At 43.7% G+C, this 17406-nt stretch carries 18 protein-coding genes; 3 read left to right on the top strand and 15 right to left on the bottom strand.

Annotated elements, in window-relative coordinates; genetic code table 11:
• Positions 1 to 3: 3 nt before the first annotated feature.
• From WR49_RS02840 to WR49_RS02890, 11 genes are all read right to left on the bottom strand, one after another.
• The gene (locus tag WR49_RS02840) at positions 4 to 528 is read right to left on the bottom strand and encodes a DUF2878 domain-containing protein (protein ID WP_046222990.1); all 525 of its coding nucleotides are present in this window, start codon (positions 526 to 528) and stop codon (positions 4 to 6) included.
• A complete protein-coding gene (locus WR49_RS02845; protein WP_046222991.1) occupies positions 506 to 1786 on the bottom strand; it encodes an SAM-dependent methyltransferase in 1281 nt (426 codons plus the stop codon). The genes WR49_RS02840 and WR49_RS02845 overlap by 23 nt, the downstream gene beginning before the upstream one ends.
• 118 nt (positions 1787 to 1904) lie before the next feature.
• Positions 1905 to 2711, bottom strand: coding sequence for a DUF1365 domain-containing protein (locus tag WR49_RS02850; protein ID WP_046222992.1), 807 nt, complete (start codon positions 2709 to 2711; stop codon positions 1905 to 1907).
• Positions 2708 to 3979 (bottom strand): NAD(P)/FAD-dependent oxidoreductase, encoded by a 1272-nt coding sequence (locus WR49_RS02855; protein WP_046222993.1) that lies wholly within the window; start codon positions 3977 to 3979, stop codon positions 2708 to 2710. Before WR49_RS02855 ends, WR49_RS02850 begins: the two co-directional genes overlap by 4 nt.
• A gap of 2 nt (positions 3980 to 3981) precedes the next feature.
• Positions 3982 to 4713: an SDR family NAD(P)-dependent oxidoreductase gene (locus tag WR49_RS02860; protein WP_017057635.1), complete on the bottom strand. Its 732-nt coding sequence runs from the start codon at positions 4711 to 4713 to the stop codon at positions 3982 to 3984.
• The gene (locus WR49_RS02865; protein WP_017057634.1) at positions 4713 to 5144 is read right to left on the bottom strand and encodes a nuclear transport factor 2 family protein; all 432 of its coding nucleotides are present in this window, start codon (positions 5142 to 5144) and stop codon (positions 4713 to 4715) included. Before WR49_RS02865 ends, WR49_RS02860 begins: the two co-directional genes overlap by 1 nt.
• A gap of 14 nt (positions 5145 to 5158) precedes the next feature.
• Positions 5159 to 6574, bottom strand: a complete 1416-nt coding sequence (gene phrB, locus WR49_RS02870) for a deoxyribodipyrimidine photo-lyase (protein WP_046222994.1) — start codon at positions 6572 to 6574, stop codon at positions 5159 to 5161.
• Positions 6571 to 7518, bottom strand: coding sequence for a YbgA family protein (locus WR49_RS02875; RefSeq protein WP_046222995.1), 948 nt, complete (start codon positions 7516 to 7518; stop codon positions 6571 to 6573). The genes phrB and WR49_RS02875 overlap by 4 nt, the downstream gene beginning before the upstream one ends.
• A 168-nt stretch (positions 7519 to 7686) precedes the next feature.
• Positions 7687 to 8376 carry a ChrR family anti-sigma-E factor gene (locus WR49_RS02880; protein ID WP_046222996.1) on the bottom strand — a complete coding sequence of 230 codons (690 nt, stop codon included), beginning with the start codon at positions 8374 to 8376 and terminating at the stop codon, positions 7687 to 7689.
• Positions 8369 to 9016: a sigma-70 family RNA polymerase sigma factor gene (locus WR49_RS02885; protein WP_046222997.1), complete on the bottom strand. Its 648-nt coding sequence runs from the start codon at positions 9014 to 9016 to the stop codon at positions 8369 to 8371. Before WR49_RS02885 ends, WR49_RS02880 begins: the two co-directional genes overlap by 8 nt.
• Positions 9017 to 9126: 110 nt before the next feature.
• Positions 9127 to 9738 (bottom strand): LON peptidase substrate-binding domain-containing protein, encoded by a 612-nt coding sequence (locus tag WR49_RS02890; RefSeq protein ID WP_017057629.1) that lies wholly within the window; start codon positions 9736 to 9738, stop codon positions 9127 to 9129.
• Between the two features lie 274 nt (positions 9739 to 10012).
• On the opposite strand from WR49_RS02890, the gene WR49_RS02895 reads away from it, so the two are divergent.
• The 3 genes from WR49_RS02895 to gltS all read left to right on the top strand — a co-directional run bounded on the left by WR49_RS02895 (position 10013) and on the right by gltS (position 12400).
• Positions 10013 to 10399: a tautomerase family protein gene (locus WR49_RS02895; protein WP_046222998.1), complete on the top strand. Its 387-nt coding sequence runs from the start codon at positions 10013 to 10015 to the stop codon at positions 10397 to 10399.
• 112 nt (positions 10400 to 10511) lie between these two features.
• Complete coding sequence (locus WR49_RS02900) at positions 10512 to 10868, top strand: YibL family ribosome-associated protein (RefSeq protein ID WP_017057627.1); 357 nt, start codon at positions 10512 to 10514, stop codon at positions 10866 to 10868.
• Positions 10869 to 11173: 305 nt separating this feature from the next.
• Positions 11174 to 12400, top strand: coding sequence for a sodium/glutamate symporter (gene gltS / locus WR49_RS02905; protein WP_017057626.1), 1227 nt, complete (start codon positions 11174 to 11176; stop codon positions 12398 to 12400).
• Positions 12401 to 12484: 84 nt separating this feature from the next.
• Here gltS and norW read toward each other — a convergent pair whose 3' ends face one another.
• The 4 genes from norW to WR49_RS02925 form a co-directional block, all read right to left on the bottom strand.
• Complete coding sequence (gene norW, locus WR49_RS02910) at positions 12485 to 13639, bottom strand: NADH:flavorubredoxin reductase NorW (protein WP_046222999.1); 1155 nt, start codon at positions 13637 to 13639, stop codon at positions 12485 to 12487.
• 1 nt (position 13640) lies between these two features.
• Positions 13641 to 15140, bottom strand: a complete 1500-nt coding sequence (norV, locus tag WR49_RS02915; RefSeq protein ID WP_046223000.1) for an anaerobic nitric oxide reductase flavorubredoxin — start codon at positions 15138 to 15140, stop codon at positions 13641 to 13643.
• Between the two features lie 355 nt (positions 15141 to 15495).
• Positions 15496 to 16152, bottom strand: coding sequence for an NAD(P)H-dependent oxidoreductase (locus WR49_RS02920; protein ID WP_046223001.1), 657 nt, complete (start codon positions 16150 to 16152; stop codon positions 15496 to 15498).
• 315 nt (positions 16153 to 16467) lie between these two features.
• Positions 16468 to 17334 carry a hypothetical protein gene (locus tag WR49_RS02925; RefSeq protein WP_046223002.1) on the bottom strand — a complete coding sequence of 289 codons (867 nt, stop codon included), beginning with the start codon at positions 17332 to 17334 and terminating at the stop codon, positions 16468 to 16470.
• Positions 17335 to 17406: the final 72 nt, after the last annotated feature.

Below are 17406 nucleotides of genomic sequence, written 5' to 3' on the forward strand. Positions count from 1 at the left end.
AAGTCACCTCGTTGTCCTTGCTACTTCAGGTTGTACTAAGTTGGAGTAGGCGGCCACCAGTAAGGGCAACAAAATTCCCCAACTTATTGCAAGGGCTGCGACTACCGATGCATCTGGCCAAGTAGTAATAAGGGCGCCTACTTTGATGCCTCCCCAATAGCTACTAGTACCCGCTACGAACCCTATGGCGAACAAGATCACTTTCGAGCATTTTAAAAGCCAATTTAGGCTGTGATTGAAGCTGATCAAAAACATGATCCATAGACATACGAGCCACACTGGAAACCATGATTGATTGGCAATTTCAGAATCGACGGCAAACACGCCGAAGTAAAGCATGAGGCTATCAAGCAATAGCCCTAATGGAAGCAAACAGAGTATTTTCAGGTCACGACTACGAGTCGGAGAGAGAAGGAAATGAACAGCGACAATCAGTGGCGCGATGAACGGGGCTTGCGCGGTAAAGAAGGCGCTGCAAACCCAGGTCGCTTGAAACAAGACCAGATTAATAATCCAAAACTGTTTCATCTTTTGCTCCAAAGTAACGAGGTTTTCTGGCCACTAGGTGATGTGTACTGATCACGCGCTCTTTGAATGCGCCTTCACAGTAACAGAAATAGAAGATCCATAAGCGCTTAAACTCTTCTGAATAACCGAGAGACTCTAACTCTTGCCAGCTGTTTTCAAAGGCGATGTTCCAGTCGTTAAGCGTGCGAGCGTAGTGCAGGCCTATGTCATTAATTTCTTGGACGACAAGGTCTGTGCTGGTCGCAAGGTGTTGAGTCATCACTGAAACCGAAGGTAAACAACCGCCCGGGAAAATGTACTTCTGAATAAAGTCGACGCCTTTGCGGTATTTATCGTAACGACTGTCGGCGATGGTGATTGCTTGAATCAACATCTTGCCTGAAGGTTTCAGTAGCGAAGAACATTTCTCAAAGAAGGTTTGTAGATATTCATGTCCGACTGCTTCTATCATCTCGATAGAAACCAATTTGTCATACTCGCCAGCGAGGTTACGATAATCTTCCTTAAGGAGGGTGATTTTGTCGGTTAAGCCGAGCGCTTTTACTCTCTGTTCTGCAAGCGCGTGTTGGGCATCTGAGATTGTGGTTGTGGTGACATGGCAACCATAGTGTTGCGCCATGAATATAGCCAAGCCACCCCAGCCTGTGCCTATCTCGACCACGTTATCGTTCTCAGACAGCTCTAATCGCTCACAGATGGTTTTCATTTTGTTTTGCTGAGCTTTGGATAGGGTTTCTGCTTCTTCGCTGTAGATAGCCGACGAATATTGCATAGAGCTATCTAAGAATCGCTCATACAGTTCGTTACCGATGTCGTAGTGAGCGAGAATATTTCGCTTAGAGCCCTGCTCGGTGTTGGCATTCTTACGACGAAGCAATAGGTTTTTGATGCGAGAAATCCACTGTGTTTTATCGTCCAATTCGTCTAGCTGCGATTGGTTGCGCGCCATGATCTGGATAACACGAGTTAGATCTGGGCTGGTCCATTTGCCATCAATGTAGGCTTCGGATGCACCAATACTGCCGTTGATGACAACATCTCTAAAAAAGGTCGCATCGTGAATCACAATTCGACCTTTCAAGTCTGCTTCTCGATCACCAAACACTGAATTTTGGTCTCGCTCGATGATTTCAAGCGTCGCAAATTGCAGGCGTTCTAACACCTTGAAGATTAAAGCTCGATATTTACAGTTGCTTGAAACAGCAACGGCTTTAGCTTGTTGTTTAATGTTGTTGTTTTGTTTTGCAAGCTGTTCCATGTAAACCTCGCTGAGAACTCATTTTAATTTTTTAGTCAACTAAGTTTGGGTGTTGTTCATTGGTTTGAGACGCCCAAATCATTAATTGAGTTGTACTATTTAGTTACTGTAAAGGCGCTTAAGACGTTGAGTCTGGATGCGCCACGAACGGTACTTTTTTCAGGAATAATTTGAGAGCCTGATAATAAATTCCCATCACGACTTTTATCGTCATCGCCGGAATTTTGAGTACTGTTCGTCGAATGTTTTGCTTGGTTACTGACTGCTTGGTCAGTGCCAGCGTTGCATCGAAAAGCTTTTCGTCTCGTCGGCTTTCGATGTGGACTAATGTTCGTTTCGCTGGTGGCTTAATCTTCCAAAAGTAGGTCATGTTTAAGTCCATAAAAGGCGATACGTGGAACTCCTTCTTAACCTTTAACTCTTGTTGCATGTCGATCAGGTAGTAATGTCGTTGTCGCCAAGGTGTGTTACTCACTTCAGCCAACATATAGCGACACTCTCCGGTTTCGTCGTAGCAGAAAAAACAGTTGATTGGGCTGAAATAAATACCTAAACAACGGCACTGTGCCAACATTGTCACTCTATTTGACTCAGACCAAACCCCACCAAGTTGTTGCACTTTGGAAGCTATACGTTGCTTAAGTGATTTTGGTTCATTGTTAATGCTATTTTCTTTTTTTTCAGCGAGATAATCCGATTCGACAAAGCGAATCGGGTTATACCATTGAGTTCCGAACAGCGCACTACGCGCTGTGGTTTGGGGCAGTTCATCAAGATCCAGCCCCATCATATATAGCTGATAGCTGAACTCGTGTGTGATGTCGCCGAAACGGCGATGTCTGACGTTACCCCAATAGATCCCGCTGAGTTCTTCACTCTTTTCGGGATCGCTCCCCATGTCGGATGTCAGGGTGTGAGTGTTCATAGCGCTGAACTCGTATTCAAATCCAAGCCGAAGCGTTTGGTTACATCAAGTGCGCTGTGGACACCATCTTCATGGAACCCGTTATACCAATAAGCGCCTGCGAAGTGAGTTTGGTTTTTGCCACAAATCTGTTCACGCTTGTGCTGAGCTTCAACCGTGTTCGAGTTTAGAACAGGGTGGTGATAGACAAAGCTGCGAATGATTTTCTCAGGTGCTATCGCGTCACTTTGATTTAGGGTTACACAGAAGGTGTCTTGGCTTTCAATGCCCTGCAGGATGTTCATGTTGTAAGTGACACAGGCCGGTCGTTTGCTGTCGCCATCGAGCATGTAGTTCCAACTCGCCCAAGCCAGCTTTCTGTCTGGTAGTAAACGAGTATCCGTGTGGAGTGCAACTTCGTTGCGGCTGTATGGAATCTCTCCCAGAACCTGCTGCTCTTGTTCGGTCGCATCACCAAGTAGGCGCAGGGCTTGGTCTGAGTGACAGGCGAATATCACTTCATCGAAGTCTTGTGTGCCACCATCTTCAAATTCAATGGTAATACCAACCTCTTGGCGGGTGACCTGTTTGATTGATGTATTCAACGCAACCGGTTTGTTCAAACGCGAAAGGATGATCTCAACATAAGAGCGAGACCCTTTAGGAATCACGTACCACTGAGGTCGGTTGGCGATGTCGAGCAGGCCATGGTTATAGAAGAACTGGATAAAGAACTTGAGCTCAAACTCTTCCATCTCTTCTAAGCTTGTCGACCAAATAGCGGCACCCATCGGTAGGATGTAGTGCTGGCTAAAGAAGTCGGAAAACTGGTTATCTCGCAGGAAATTACCAAGGGTAACGTCAGGCGTGAATACATTGCTTTCGAATTGTGCTTTACACAATTTGTTGAACTTAAGAATGTCGGAAACCAAAGACCAGAACTGCGGTTTAAAAATGTTACTCCTTTGAGCGAATAATGAATTAATGCTGTGGCCATTGTATTCAAACTTGGTAGTAGTGTTGTGGACGCTGAAGCTCATCTCAGTCGGTTGCCTTTCAACACCGAGTTGTTCTAGAAGCTGGTTGAAATTCGGGTACGTACGATCGTTGAATACAATAAAGCCGGTGTCGATAGAAAACGCCGAGCCTTGATGTTCAATATCAACGGTGGCAGTGTGCCCTCCAACGTAATCATTTTTTTCAAATACCGTTACGTCGTGGTGCTTATCCAATATATGCGCGCAAGTGAGTCCAGAGATGCCTGAACCAATAATGGCGATTTTCTTCATTGTTATACCATCCTTGAAGCGAGTTTTTGCCAAACTTGAGTTGGAAGCATTCTTAATAGCTTCATCAACATGATGAATCGTCTTGGGAAGTCGATCTCACTCTTTCCTTGAGCAATACCGTTTACGATTCGCTGAGTTGCGGCCTCACTACTAATGATCATAGGCATAGAGAACGTATTTCGCTCGGTTAATGGTGTTTCAACAAAGCCTGGATGCACAATTGATACATGAATATCGTGTTGTGCCAGGTCAACCGAAAGCGTTCTGCCTAAATACGTGAGTGCCGCCTTAGAAGCGCCATAAGCCTCAGCTCTAGGCAAAGGCAAAAAGCTCGCGCTTGAACTCACCAAAACCAAGCGACCACCGGGCTTGATGTTTTTGAGCCATGCTTTTAAAGCGTAGCCAATAGAGATCAGGTTGATATTAATGACGCGTTCGAAAAGCTCCGCATCAAAATTCAATGGATCATCGATATACTCACAATCACCTGCATTCAAAATTAGCAGGTCGAGTGGCTTGTTGTGGTCAAGCTCAGGGAAATTGTGGTAATCGGTTAGATCAAAACAGAGTGGCTCAATGGATGAGTGTGATAGGTCTGTTTTGTGGGAATCGACTAAGGTTTGCAGCTTGTCTGAGTTGCGGCCACAAGCAATTACTTGATGCCCTTGCTGAGCATAATCGAGTGTCAGTGATTGGCCGATACCTGAGGTCGCGCCAGTGATCATAATACGCATTATCGGCTCGCTCTTTTCTTGATGGATTTGATGGCACAGCCTAACACTGGAATGTGTTCATACAACATAGAGCCGACGTCGAGGTAGTCTCTGTGATAGATCACTTGGTCATCGAGCATTTTGATATGGCTGTGGCCTTGAACTTCGATAGGCTTTTGACCATTCAACTGCTTGTGAGCAAACTGCATTGTCCAATATATAGACGCCTCATCTTTCACCTCAAACTTGTGCTCTATGTGAAAGTAGCAGCTGGTTACTTGGGAATATAGGTTCTCAAAATAGTGCGTCAGTGCTTCGATCCCACTGACTTGATGCAGTGGGTCCTGGAATTCAATTTTTGGATGATACACCGTTTTCAGCACATCAAAATTCTCGGTACCAAGTTCTCGATACATGTTGAGAAAGTTATCAAGCCATAGAGAGTTATCCATAATACTCACTCTAATTATTTGAAAAAGGCTAAGGCTCTCAATCGTGCTTCTTTATGTTCGACGATGGGTTGCCAGTATTCGCTGTCTATTCCGTTTTTAGCGATAAAGTCATGTGGGAAATGTACATGCTTATCAGGGATATTTTGCAGCTCTGGTATGTACTTACGAATAAAAATGCCTTTTGGATCAAACTTTTCACTTTGAGTGATTGGGTTGAAAATTCTAAAGTAAGGTTGAGCGTCACAGCCGGTACTTGACGCCCATTGCCAGCCACCATTGTTGGCACTAAAATCACCATCGATAAGGTGCGACATAAAGAATCGCTCGCCCCAGCGCCAGTCAATGAGTAGATGCTTGGTCAGGAAACTCGCCACCACCATTCTTAACCGGTTGTTCATCCAGCCAGTCTCAACTAATTGACGCATTGCGGCATCAACCAATGGATAACCCGTTTTACCTTCACACCATGCTTTGAAGCTTGGGTGGTCTTGATGCCAATCTAAGCCGTTGTATTTGGGCTGGAAATTAGAGCCTTTCACTAAATCAGGGTGGTGAAACATCAGATGTTTATAGAAATCTCGCCATATCAATTCATTAAGCCAAGAAAAGGCAGGTAATTGAGTGTCAAATAATAGGTCAGGTTGCTGCTGAATCAATTGAATCGCTAGCCACCTCGGACTGACCGCTCCTATTGTTAAATAGGGTGATAACCCTGATGTGCCTTTAATCGAAGGAATATCCCTAAACGTCGCGTAGTCGTTGACTTTGTTTGCTAGGAAGTTGGGAATCACGCTTTTTAATACATCTTGGCTTAATGGCCAGCGACTTGAATCAACACGAGGAAAGTCGAAATCATAGTCAGCGGAGATTCTTAAGGCTTTTAAGTCATCAGGAAGCTGTTCTTGTGAAAACTCAGCAGGCACGAAAGGAGCAGGGTTACAGATGATGCCTTTTACCTGAACTTCTTTTAGCCAAGCGTTCTTAAAGGGTGTAAAGACTTTGAACATCTCACCTTGTTTGTTGAGAACGCTACCTAGTGGCAGCATTACATCGCAGTCGCTTACCTTCAGGTTTAGGCCGTTTGAAATCAGCTTTTGATCGCGAGCTTGTTCATCAACCTCAGGCTCTGAGTTTGCGTAGACACATGTCGCATCGAGCTGTTTACATAAGTCGACTAGTTTTGTGGCTTGGTCGTTAAAATCAGTGGCTTTGAGGTGCAGCAGAGTGATACCGAACTCCGAGAGCTGTGATTCTAGCTGCTTGAGGTGGCGGTAGATAAAATCTGCTTTGATTGGTGCTAGGTGATGCCGTTGCCATTGCTGCGGGGTTGAGATAAAAACGGCGATAGTTACGCCGCTTTCAATTGCAGCGATGAGAGCGGGATTATCGTGAATCCTTAGATCTCGTCGTATCCATAAAATATCGCTCAATATCCGTACCTCAGTTTAAGTTCTTGTGGGTGAGGGTTTAGATACACTTGTGACTCAAGGTATTCATTTGGGTATTCCATTAGATAGTGGTTTATCAGTGTTAATGGTACTAACAGAGGAATGACACCTTCGCGGAATGAGGTTATCTGATTGGCAAGTTCTTGCTTATGCGCGCTGCTCAGTTGCTTTTTAAAGTAACCCTGAAGGTGTTGCAAGGTGTTAGCGTGGCTACCACGGTTCGCGTGGTGAGATAAAGCCGTCATCAAGCCTTCAATGTATTGACTTGCTAGTTCATCTATCTCTAAATCATTACTGGCCAGTAGCTTGCCTAGGCTCTTATAACCTTCTACGTGATGACACATTACTAGGTACTTATGTGCACTGTGGAACTGAATTAATTTGTGTTTGGTCACGCCCTCATCGACAAGGTCTAACCACTTTTGATAGGTGAATACTCGTGTCATGAAGTTTTCGCGCAAAATCGGATCGTTAAGGCGACCGTTCTCTTCAACTGGAAGTAACGGGTTCCCATCCATAATTTGTTGGGTGAACATGCCCACGCCTGTCGATTCAGAACCGCGGCCATGATGGTGGTAAACTTTTACTCGTTCCATACCGCAGGTCGGGCTTTTTTGGCAAACAATGAAACCAGCAATGTGCTGATTGTTTTTTGAATAGTTTTGTCCAAACTCAATAAGCTCATTGGTTACATCACCGGAACCGTCTGGACGAGAGACATGGATGATGTCATCTAGTTGACGAGTTTGACGAATGGTTGGTCTTGGTGTCGGTAGACCAATTGCCATTTCTGGGCAAACTGGTTCCAATTCGACATATTCTGCAAGGTCGTCTGTGCAGAAGCGAGAACGTTTATGTCCTGTATCAAACCGAACTTTGTGACCGGCAACACATGCACTGATGCCCATCTTGATTTTTTTGTCCATTGGCCAACTCCTTCGCTCTGTGCTGTTTAATTTAGTCTAGGCTATTTAACAAGTTCAGAGCTGTACATAGCAGCTCTGTAACTTGATGATTTTAAAAAGCCGATATAATTTTAGACTATTTATTTATTGGTCTCTATACCGTTCTGTATACCTGAATCACACTTACTTTTAGTAAATGTACTTACCCAATGGGTTGAATAACTGACTTACGCCTTTAGTGAAATGCATGGCGTCGCTTGAAAGCGTTAAACACACACAGCCTTCTTTAGTTTCTGGTTGATGAGTGTGTTTACCGTCTAACCAGATGAAATCGCCTTTGTTATAGACTCCCATTTCGTCCTCGAAGCTTCCCTCTAGCAATAGGGTTATTTCAAAACCTTTGTGTGTGTGGCAAGGCACTTGTCCATTTTTGTCTATATGCAATAAACTGGTGTGGTGCGACTCATCATCGAAATCGAGTCTTGCTCTCGATATTTTCCCTAAACTTATCCAGTCTTTTAGTGCGACTGAGTTAAGCGCTCTAGGAAGCGTAAAAGTGGTTTTAGCTACTGTTATTTTCTGTATTTCTGGCTCCATTTCAACGGATTGAGATAAGTCAGCGGTGATTGATTCAATTGCATTTAAATCAAACTCTACATCATCAGAAAAAAAGGTGTTGATTTCTCTATGACCCAGAGGTAATTCTAAATTGTCAGTGTCAAATACAGTGTTGGCAGCTTCGGCTGTTAACTGATTAACTTGTTGTTGGCAGTGTTCACAGAGCTCAACATGGCTCGCCACAATCAAAGAAACGGAATCAGCGAGAGAACCCCCAACAAAGCTTTTCAACATATTTAAATTTGGGTGATGTTTAATCATGGTTTTGTTCTCCCATGTGGACCTTAAGTTTGGCTAAAGCGAGTCTTAGACGTGATTTGACGGTTCCTAGAGGGACATCAAGTTGTTGAGCGAGTTGTTCTTGTGATAGCTCTTGAAAGTAAACCCCTTTCACAATCGTTTTCTGGGCGAGAGGTAGTTTCTCTATCTGAGTCATTACATGACGGCTCATTAGATGGTCACCAAATGGAAGCTCTTCGTTTTGAGATTCCGCTATCATTGAATCGATTGGCCAGATATCGTCTGCAATGGTTTGTTCCGCTTTTGATTTCACTTTTCTCAACATATCGAAAGCAGCGTTTCGCATCACGGTGTACACCCAAGTCGTTGCCGCGCCTTTCTCTTCGTTATAGAGGTGTGCTTTTTTCCAAACATTAGCCATTGAGTCTTGAACAAGTTCGTTAGCCGCAGCTTCGCTCCCCAACTTACTGATACCAAAGCGTTTGATTTTGGGAGCAAAAAACTTAAACAAATTAGTAAAAGCCTGCTTGTCTCGGTCTGTACCAACCAAAATCAACCAGCTTGAAAGCTCAGCTGGTACTTTGGTTTCGGTAGGTAATTTGTTATCGGGAATAATGACATGCTCCTTGCCTTTCCCTGAACTTCTCATTTCCACTTGCATAGTATCTGACCATCATGCGAATTTGGTTAACACTACGCAGAAAGTAAAGCTCGGGATCACTTCTATTTAAACTAATTTCTATTATACGAAATTATAGTGAATAAAAGTGTCTATTGCCCCGTAATGATTTGATTAAGAAAAGGAACGAGAGAAGGAAAGCTCGCGGGTCTAGTAAATTCGGCTTTTTTTTCTAGAGGGATAGGCAACATTTCCAAGAGTCTTGCACAAGTCCATTGAGAATTTTCGAAGTCAGGTGTTGGATAAAGCGTTCTGATCGATTCATTTTCTCTGAAAAGCTGAACAAGAAATGAGGTCATGATATTTGGGGTTTTGGCATTTAACTCTGGCCAGTGAGGCAAGTTTTGAAAGCGACTGGTGATCAGAGTGTCTTGTTGACGCATTGCATCCTTAAGCTTAACTAATTGAACGCCTTCAACGTCGATTTCAAGAATATTGTCGTCAGAAATATTGAAGTCCACTATCGTTACTCTGGTTCCCCATGAGCTGAGTGTTTTGGGTTTTGCTGCATCTTGGGGGGCGATGATAAACCCACCTCCTTGAGACGCACTGGAGACCATTTTCAAGTATTTCTGTTCGAAAATGCGTAGTCTCTGTCTACCGTTTGGTAAAATAAACAAAGGAAGCGGGAATACTGGCAGTCTGTCAAGTGCTTCTGATTCGGTGTTATCTAACGGCTGTATTTTTTTAGCTGATTTAGGCACATAGTACTCCTTAAACATAAAATTCATTTTAGGGATATACGTTCCTAGTTTGGTGTACGATCAATTTGATGAGTCATGGTTTATCGGGGAGTGGCCGAGTGTAAATCGGTGGTCTGCATTTTTTGTTGCACCTGTTAATAAATTCATTGTTTATCCCTTCTTTCATGAATGCCATTAGGTTATATGATTAAATAGTAAGCGAATGGATAGGTGAGACAGTGAGCGTCTATCTGACGGAGATTTCTTTATCCGACATCACATCAAAGGAATGGTCATGATCGTTATTTATGGTATCAAAGAGTGTTTAAATCCTATTAAGTTACAGCTCTCTAATGTTTTACAGCAATGTTTGAACAGTGAGATGGGTTTACCTGATGACAAGCGGGCGCATCGATTTGTTCCATTAGAAAGAGATGACTTTTTTTATCCTGAAGGGCGGTCTGAAGCTTACACCGTTATTGAAATCAACATGATGGAAGGTCGAGCTGTTAACACCAAAAAACGGCTGATTAAGAAGATTTTCTCAGAAATAGAAAAACAGTTAGGTATCTCCCCTTTAGATATCGAAATTACGATAAAAGAACAGCCGTCACACTGTTGGGGTTTTAGAGGCATGACGGGAGATGAAGCTCAAGACCTCCAGTACAAAGTGAAGGTTTAGCTTATGTTTGGTTCTGTTGGCGATTTCTCAGATAAATTTCGGTTCGCGTAAACCCTTGTGCTATACTCCGCGCCCCAATCCAAGTTGGCTTGCTTAATCTTAGGAAATTATTATGAGTGCTAAAAACGAACTTCAACAAATTAACAACCGTCTAGACAAGTGTCGCCACAAGTTAGCGGCTGCTAAAACTCGTAATGATCGTCCTGTTGTTCGTCAATTTGAAGACGAGATTAAGAAACTTACGAAGAAAATTGCCCAGCTCAAACACAAAGAAAGCTTCGATGTGAATCAAGAGCGTAAATCGCTGATTGATATGCCATTTAGCCGTGAAATCACCAAAGCTGAGCAAGCGGATATGGGGAAACTGAAAAAGTCTGTAAAAGGATTAGTGATTGTTCACCCAATGACGAAGATTGGTAAAGAGCTTCGTATTGAGGTTATGACAGGTTATGCCCCGAAAAAATTCTAATTACCTGTAATGGTAATAAAAAAGGAGCTAGCAGTAGCTCCTTTTTGCTTTATTAGGCATTTAGAAAGGTATTGAGCGGCGATATTATTTCTGTCGGCTTGTATTTCTTTGAGGTGATTGTTGTTACAAAAACCTTCTATAAAGGTTAACACGTTACATACATAGCGCAGAGCGAACACGGCAATGTGCTCGTTTTTCTAATCTACAACTTCTCACCTATTTACATAAATATAAGCGGAGCAACACATAATTACAGGTCACTAGACTCATTAGGGAATATGAGAACGTAAAAATATAGAGGTTATATGAATCAATTAATTTCAATAGGGCCACTAGAATCTTTCCTAATCGCGATTAGTGTTTTGTTTCTAGGCAATTTTGTAAATGCAAAGCTACCGGTTCTCAAAAAATACAATATCCCAGAGCCCATCGTGGGCGGCTTGATCGTCGCTTTTGCTATTACAGCCCTACACTTTAATGGCGTTGATCTAGAGTTCTCTTTGCCATTACAGAATACATTCATGCTAATGTTTTTTGCTACCGTCGGCCTTGCCGCTAACTACACACAGTTGATAAAAGGTGGGGCAAAGGTATTTCTGTTCCTAGGGGTCGCCTCTGTTTATATCATCATCCAGAATGGTGTGGGTGTAACTCTCGCCACGGCACTTGGTCTCGAACCTTTGATGGGGTTGATTGCAGGGTCAATTACGCTATCTGGTGGTCACGGAACTGGCGCCGCTTGGGCACAAACTTTTTCAGAGACCTATGGCATTGCCAACACCCTAGAAATTGCGATGGCGTCAGCGACTTTCGGTCTTATCATCGGCGGTATTATTGGTAGTCCGGTAGCCCAAAAGTTGATTGATAAAAACAACCTAGAGTCTGAATACGGTACTGGTACACAAACTCACGAACGTTTCCCTGAGTTGGTGACTTACAACGAATATGAAGAAGACAAAGTAACGGCGAAGAAGGTAATTGAGGTTCTTTTCATTCTTCTTATCTGCATCACTGGTGCGAGATACCTAGAACAATGGGTCGCTACTTTTGAAGTTTCGTGGTTGATGATTCCTGACTTTGTGTATGCGCTATTCATTGGTGTGTTCATTACTAATGTTTTTGAAGTGACTAAGCTGCACAAAACCGACAGTGAAACGGTCGATATTCTTGGTACCGTGTCATTATCGCTGTTCTTAGCCATGGCACTAATGAGCCTTAAGCTTTGGAACATTTTTGATCTTGCGATTCCATTCTTGGTTATCCTTAGTGTTCAAGCGGTGGTGTTGGGACTTTTCTCTTACTTTGTGACCTTTAAGGTGATGGGGGCGAACTATGAAGCGGCAGTTATGTCGGGTGGCCACTGTGGTTTCGGCTTAGGAGCAACGCCAACAGCAGTAATGAACATGGGATCTTTGGTGAGTCGATTCGGTCCATCGCCACAGGCGTTCATGGTAGTGCCAATTGTCGGTGCCTTCTTTATCGATATTGTTAACCTGATCATCCTACAAGGGTACATCTCGTTTATAGGTTAATGGTAATACAGAGAATTGATACAAAGAAAACCAGTCGATAGACTGGTTTTTTTATTGTTCTACTTTGCCTTTTCTTAACTGCGTTTATGCATGTGGCGGTGAACTTATTTGTAATTCCTTTAGCAGAGAAAACGCAGATTGGGTGTGCTCACCAGTGACAATAAATCCTACAAGCTGGTTAGATTCATTAAAGCCTTTGGCAATAATCCCTTTCGGGTCAAACCTCGCTTCCCAACTCTGAACGGTTTGAATATTTCTACCTGCCAATTGAATAGGATAACGGGGTGTTTTTACCTTAGTAATAATATGTGGCAGCCTTAGCTTGCCTTCTCCTGTGGTGAGTTGTTTAGCTAATATGCTGGCCGACAATACGGCGGGTTGTAGGTAAGCCATTACTTGGCCTTGAATCTCAGTACAATCACCAATCGCATAGACATTTTGTATGCTGGTTCTCATTGCTTCGTTAACGATGATACCTCTGTTCACCTCAATGCCCGCTTGTTTCGCTAGTGTGGTGTTTGGCATTAACCCAGCAGCAGCGATGACTACGTCGGTCTTGATTAATCGAGAAGACGTTGTTTGCAGCCTCACCCCATCCGGGAGATAAGTTGCGCGACACACTGCAGAATCGGTTTCGACGGTAACACCTGCTTTTGTTAGTTCCCTTTCCAATTCAAGGGAAACGAAAGGTGGCACTAGGCTATTTAGCAAGTAACTCGCAGGCTCAATGATGGTGACATCTTTGCCTGCGGTTTGAAGGTCGAAGGCGAGCTCAACGCCGATTAATCCTCCGCCAATCACGGTGATTCGTTGAGCATCATCAATTTGAGCTTTGCTCCTTTCGAATTCCTCTAAGCTATTTAGTGTAATGGTCGCCTGAGGAAGCAACCCTTCTGTTGGCGGTATAAAGGGTATAGCGCCAGTCGCTAGTACAAGTTTTGAGTAGGGGATGACATCATCGCCAGCGACAATAAACTGCTGTTCGGTGTTAATCTCGTTTACCCAAACGTTGGTTTTAATGACAACGTTATATTGTTTTGCTAATTGCTGAGCATTATTCATCACGAGCTGTTGAGGTGTTTGCTCATTACTGAATACGTGCGAAAGGTTCGGCTTGCTGTATTCAACACCAGAGTCCGCCGTGACCATAGTAATAGCAATGTTTTGGTCAGCTTTACGAAGCATCTTTATGGTTTGTAGGGCGGCGAAACCACCACCCACAATCACAATGTTCGACATGTTATTTCTCCACAAACACTTCTTTACCTAAATGGCATTCAGGGCAAAGGAAATCATCCGGCACTTGTGCCCATGGTGTTCCCGGTTCAACGCCTTGGTACGGTTCACCTGACTGTGGGTCGTACACCCATTCACACACAGTACAGCGCCAGCAAGTGCAGTCTGCGCTGCGTGCTGACTTGTCTTGCGATTCTTCTGGCTTCTGCTCTGCCGTGTCTTTTAGCTCGGTTGGGGGGCTTGTCGGTGCTGATTCAATACGTTGAACGTTGCGCTCAACTTGTTTAGGCTCACTAACCTCGTTCGCATCGGCGCGCCAAACCTCAGCCAGTGTCATGCCGTAATCAATACATTGGCGAAGGGCGTCTGTGTCTGGTTTCCAGTGGATGTGTTGCGGTGCGCTGACTTCGAAATTAGCTTCACGTAGGCGAGCATCGATGCGTTTAACTGCGCCACCTGTCCAACCTGAAGAACCAAAGGCTGCGGCTCTTTTTTCTGCGAAACGCAGACCGTGTATCTCTTCGAGCAGCGCTGCGATCTGCGGCATCATCACATTGTTCATGGTCGATGAGCCAACGAGTACGCCCTTTGAGCGAAAGATGTTGGCAAGGATGTCATTCTTGTCGTGCTTGGAGATGTTGAACACCTTGATTGCCGTCTCTGGGCTGCCTTTACGTATTCCCTTAGCGATAGCATCGGCCATCATGCGAGTATTATTCGACATGGTATCGTAGACAATCGTAATACGATCTTCTTTGTAGGCCTTAGACCACTCGTAATACTGCTCAACGATTTGCGTTGCGTTATCGCGCCAAATACAACCGTGAGAAGTGGCGATAACATCGATAGGCACACCCAAGCTCAACACTTCTTCTATCTTCGCTTTCACCAAAGGCGCGAAAGGCGTCAGGATGTTCGAAAAGTAACGCAGACATTGGTCATGAAGTTCTACTTGGTCTAGCTGGTCGTTGAATAGGTTTTCGTCACAGTAGTGTTGGCCGAATGCATCATTACTAAACAGGATTTCATCACCGGTTAAGTAAGTCGCCATTGAGTCTGGCCAGTGCAGCATCTTCATCTCTACGAAGATCAGTTGTTTGCCGTTACCGACATCGAGCGTGTCGCCAGTTTTAACGGTTCTGAAGTTCCAGTCTGGTTGATGGTGATGGCCAACAATCGAGTTCACTCCTGCTTCCGTACAGTAAACTGGTGTGTTTGGAATTTTGGCTAGTAATGCTGAAAGTGCACCTGAGTGGTCTTCTTCGGCGTGCTGACAAATGATGTAGTCGATGTCGTTGATATCGATTTCCATCTCAAGGTTTGCAAGGAATTGCTCAGTAAAGCGATGATCAACGGTATCGACCAGCACCGTTTTCTCTTCACGGATCAGGTACGAGTTATAGCTGGTACCTTTGTTCATGTGGTATTCCTTGCCATGAAAGTGCTCGGTTTCCCAGTCGTGGACGCCAACCCAGTGAACATTTGATTTAACGTGAATAGTCATAATGATAATACCTTATTTAAATATCTAAGGTCATCAAAGCACTAGTTGTGCCATGTTTTTAATGTATTGTTTTACATTGGTTTTTTTGATTTACATATTTGGGTGTGTCTTTATGACTGTATATGTTGTGTAATCAAAATGATTATTAAGTGTCTTTATGACTAACTTTATTCGGGCAACTTTAGGTCGTTAAATAGCAGGAATAAAAAAGGCCAGACGAGTGTCTGGCCAAAACAAGGCAGTGTTATTTAACAGTCTGAAGTTCTGTTAAAAATATATTTTGTAAAACGAAAAAGCGTTTTAAAGAGTAAAGCGCTGTAGCTATTGGTACATGATGCATAGCGCATGGGAGCTATTACAGCGTAGTAACCACTTCATCAAGAGCTAGACGCGCTTTTGGTTTACCGTGGTTGTAGTCTTCGCCGTCTTTGTGGTAGCCGATAGCGAGTGCGACATCAACAACATGACCGTCTAGTTCGTCAGCAAATTCTTCGCCGATCATAGCGGCATCTACGCCTTCCATAGGCGTTGAAGCGATACCTAGACGAGCCAGTGTGTGCATTGTGTTACCTAGCGCGATGTACACTTGAGACTTAGTCCAGTTACCGTTGAAACCTGTTTCGTCTGTGTTCATTTCTGCGAATGCGTAAGCCCCTAAGAACTGCTCGTACATTTCAGCGGGTAGGTGACCAGAGCTTACTTCTGTATCAGCACGCTTAGCAAATTTCTCTTTAGTGTACTTAGGATCGTGAGCAAACAGGATCGTATGTGACGCTTCTTTCGCATGCGGTTGGTTAAACTGGAACATGTTCTCGAAAGTATTGTGGAAGCGCTGCTTAGCTGCGTCGCTCTCAATGATGATGAATTTCCAAGGCTGAGAGTTAATTGAAGAAGCAGACAAACGAAGTGCTTCTTTGATTACTTCCATGTCTTCCGCAGAGATGCGTTTTTCTGCATCGTATTTTTTAGCTGTGTAACGAGTGTTTAGATCTGAAATGATTGGATGAGTCATGTTGAATCCTAATATCTATCAATAATAAATGTTGTAGGGTTTTATGTTCAGTAGCGTCAACAATAAACGGATAACGCATTTAGGCTGTATATCTATAGATGAACAGTCAGTTTATAAAAGATTGAACGCTTAAATGGCTATCGAACATGCCCCCATAAAATCGAGTATCTGCGGTAGCTCAAGTCGATGGGTGTAAGATAATAGAAGAATGACTCGGGAAAAATAGCGAACATATCAAATCACTATGGTAAATAATGTCCATAATAAGTGATTAAGTGTGATCTTGATATGTTATGGCGCGCTAAGATCAGTCGCTTAGTACGCCTTTATGCCATATTGACGCAATAATGGTGGAAGTACGCTGTCTAGGTTTGGGATATCTTCTGGGGTGAGTTCAATTAAGCTGAAGCCGTGTTCTTCGTATGTTTCTCTTGTTTCAATGCGTTTGTCTTCAGCGACAGGGGCAGAATCGGTTCCCCAAAACTGGATGTACACCTTGCCATTTGGCAGGTAAAAATCGCTGATCACTTCTTTTGATATTGGCAGTGGACGTTCGTACGCATGCACCACTCCTGCCATATAAAGCCAGTTATCGATGATCAGCTCTCCCTTTGAACGCACATAGTGCCCATCTAAGGTTCGGTGTTTGGCCTCAAACTTCTGGCGGAAGCTAGAAAACGATACATCGGTCGAGTGGCTTTCTGCATCGTGGCCTAAAAACTCGACAACAGATTGCTTTAATCGTTTATTACGAACCAACGAATCGTGCCACACCACGAATAAATTCTCAGTCGCTTTGTCTTCTCTTTGTTCACCTCCGGCTTTTAAGCCTGTTGAGGTGACGTGCCAGCCATTTTCTTCTTTCTTTATCCACCCAAGTTCATTGAGCAATAAGTTGATCTTCTTAGCGCTGAGCTCAAAAGCGTGGCCAAGTTGCGTCGCGGTTAATGTTTTGCCAGAGAATGAGTCTAAGTCGATGAGCAGTTTTTCTGGCCATACGATAAAGACACCAAACTTTTTGTGCTCTACATACTCCCCACCAAAACTTTCCCCTCGCTCTGTCAATACCCAACGTTCTTGTGAACGCACAATATAGCCAGCAGTCTTTAGATCGCTAAATAGCGCTTTGGCCTCTATGCTTTTTTGTTTCGCGAGTGCTGATGTGGAAATTTTGTCTGGCATAGTCTTTTCTCAAGAGCAGAGCGATCTGCTGATTCATGTTGAGGCGGTAGTGAATATGAATAGGTAAATACA

This window comes from Vibrio sp. ECSMB14106, assembly GCF_000972265.1.
GTDB lineage: Bacteria > Pseudomonadota > Gammaproteobacteria > Enterobacterales > Vibrionaceae > Vibrio > Vibrio kanaloae.